The sequence below is a fragment of the Phytohalomonas tamaricis genome, from assembly GCF_003012345.1.
Lineage (GTDB): Bacteria > Pseudomonadota > Gammaproteobacteria > Pseudomonadales > Halomonadaceae > Phytohalomonas > Phytohalomonas tamaricis.
Genome location: NZ_PVRV01000017.1, coordinates 1 through 3,074 on the forward strand (window position 1 = coordinate 1; position 3,074 = coordinate 3,074).

General features: G+C 53.9%; 1 rRNA gene. It reads left to right on the forward strand.

What is annotated here, in order from left to right:
- Window positions 1-136 precede the first annotated feature (136 nt).
- A 23S ribosomal RNA gene (locus tag C3Z11_RS01940) occupies window positions 137-3,028 on the forward strand.
- Window positions 3,029-3,074: the final 46 nt, after the last annotated feature.

Consider the following 3,074-nt stretch of genomic DNA (forward strand, 5'->3'; position numbering starts at 1 on the left):
GGCATAACACCATGACATCACTTCTTCGGAAGTGCGTCATGTGTCGTGAAGCTTAACGTCATGGCAATTAGAGATACGTCTCAAGCGTATCCGGCGAATCGAACGCAATCGATGATCAGACCCTTTGGGGTTATATGGTCAAGCGATTAAGCGCACACGGTGGATGCCTAGGCAGTCAGAGGCGATGAAGGACGTGATAGCCTGCGATAAGCGTCGGTGAGGTGGCAAATAACCTGTGACCCGGCGATCTCCGAATGGGGCAACCCACCTACCATAAGGTAGGTATCTGTACGCCAATACATAACGTACAGAGGCGAACCGGGGGAACTGAAACATCTAAGTACCCCGAGGAAAAGAAATCAACCGAGATTCCCCAAGTAGCGGCGAGCGAACGGGGACCAGCCCTTAAGCGTTAGGGCCGATAGGCGAACAGGGTGGGAAACCTGACCATAGCGGGTGATAGTCCCGTAGCTTAAATCCAACTAACGTGAAATCGAGTAGGTCGGGGCACGAGAAACCTTGACTGAACATGGGGGGACCATCCTCCAAGGCTAAATACTCCTGACTGACCGATAGTGAACCAGTACCGTGAGGGAAAGGCGAAAAGAACCCCAGTGAGGGGAGTGAAATAGATCCTGAAACCGTGTGCGTACAAGCAGTGGGAGCAGGCAAGTCCTGTGACTGCGTACCTTTTGTATAATGGGTCAGCGACTTATTCTCAGTAGCGAGCTTAACCGACTAGGGGAGGCGTAGGGAAACCGAGTCTTAAATGGGCGACTTAGTTGCTGGGAATAGACCCGAAACCGGGCGATCTATCCATGACCAGGGTGAAGGTTGAGTAACATCAACTGGAGGCCCGAACCGGGATCTGTTGAAAAAGATTCGGATGAGTTGTGGATCGGAGTGAAAGGCTAATCAAGCTCGGAGATAGCTGGTTCTCCTCGAAAGCTATTTAGGTAGCGCCTCACGTATTACCGCCGGGGGTAGAGCACTGTTTCGGCTAGGGGCCCATCCCGGGTTACCAACCCGAGGCAAACTCCGAATACCGGTGAGTACAGCGTGGGAGACACACGGCGGGTGCTAACGTCCGTCGTGAAAAGGGAAACAACCCAGACCGCCAGCTAAGGCCCCCAAATTCTAGTTAAGTGGGAAACGATGTGGGAAGGCTTAGACAGCTAGGAGGTTGGCTTAGAAGCAGCCATCCTTTAAAGAAAGCGTAATAGCTCACTAGTCGAGTCGGCCTGCGCGGAAGATGTAACGGGGCTCAAACTAGATGCCGAAGCTGCGGGTGCATCCTTTGGGATGCGCGGTAGAGGAGCGTTGTGTAGGTCTGTGAAGGTCGGTTGTAAAGCCGGCTGGAGATATCACAAGTGCGAATGCTGACATGAGTAACGATAAGGGGAGTGAAAACCTCCCCCGCCGGAAGACCAAGGGTTTCTGTTCGACGTCAATCGGAGCAGAGTGAGTCGGCCCCTAAGGCGAGGCTGAAAAGCGTAGTCGATGGGAAACGGGTTAATATTCCCGTACCAGACAGTATTGCGATGGGGGGACGGAGAAGGCTAGGTGAGCCCGGCGTTGGTTGTCCGGGTGAAAGTGAGTAGGCCGAGGTCTCAGGCAAATCCGGGACCTTAAAGCCGAGACACGAAACGAACCAACTACGGTTGGGAAGTCATTGATGCCACGCTTCCAGGAAAAGCCTCTAAGCTTCAGATACTGTGTGACCGTACCCCAAACCGACACAGGTGGTCAGGTAGAGAATACCAAGGCGCTTGAGAGAACTCGGGTGAAGGAACTAGGCAAAATGGCACCGTAACTTCGGGAGAAGGTGCGCCGGCGTAGCGTGAAGAGACTCGCTCTCCTAGCGCGAACCGGTCGAAGATACCAGGTGGCTGCAACTGTTTATTAAAAACACAGCACTCTGCTAACGCGTAAGCGGACGTATAGGGTGTGACGCCTGCCCGGTGCTGGAAGGTTAAATGATGGTGTTAGGATTCGTCCGAAGCTCTTGATTGAAGCCCCAGTAAACGGCGGCCGTAACTATAACGGTCCTAAGGTAGCGAAATTCCTTGTCGGGTAAGTTCCGACCTGCACGAATGGCGTAATGATGGCCACACTGTCTCCACCCGAGACTCAGTGAAATTGAAATCGCTGTGAAGATGCAGTGTACCCGCGGCTAGACGGAAAGACCCCGTGAACCTTTACTATAGCTTCACACTGGACGCTGATGTTGCTTGTGTAGGATAGCTGGGAGGCTTTGAACCCGGGACGCCAGTTCCGGGGGAGCCAACCTTGAAATACCAGCCTGGCATCATCGGCGTTCTAACCTCGCACCGTGATCCGGTGCAGGGACAGTGTGTGGTGGGTAGTTTGACTGGGGCGGTCTCCTCCAAAAGCGTAACGGAGGAGCACGAAGGTACCCTCAGCACGGTTGGAAATCGTGCATTGAGTGCAAGAGCATAAGGGTGCTTAACTGCGAGACAGACACGTCGAGCAGGTACGAAAGTAGGTTCTAGTGATCCGGTGGTTCTGTATGGAAGGGCCATCGCTCAACGGATAAAAGGTACTCCGGGGATAACAGGCTGATACCGCCCAAGAGTTCACATCGACGGCGGTGTTTGGCACCTCGATGTCGGCTCATCACATCCTGGGGCTGAAGTCGGTCCCAAGGGTATGGCTGTTCGCCATTTAAAGTGGTACGCGAGCTGGGTTTAGAACGTCGTGAGACAGTTCGGTCCCTATCTGCCGTGGGCGTCGGAAGTTTGAGAAGTGCTGCTCCTAGTACGAGAGGACCGGAGTGGACGCACCTCTGGTGTTCCGGTTGTCACGCCAGTGGCATTGCCGGGTAGCTATGTGCGGACGGGATAACCGCTGAAAGCATCTAAGCGGGAAGCCCCCTTCAAGATGAGACTTCCCTGGGGCCTCGCGCCCCCTAAAGGGTCCAGCAAGACTAGCTGGTTGATAGGCACGATGTGTACATGCAGTGATGCATTGAGCTAACGTGTACTAATGACCCGTGAGGCTTGACCATATAACCCCAAATGGTCTGGTTGCGTTAACCGGATACGTCAGAGACG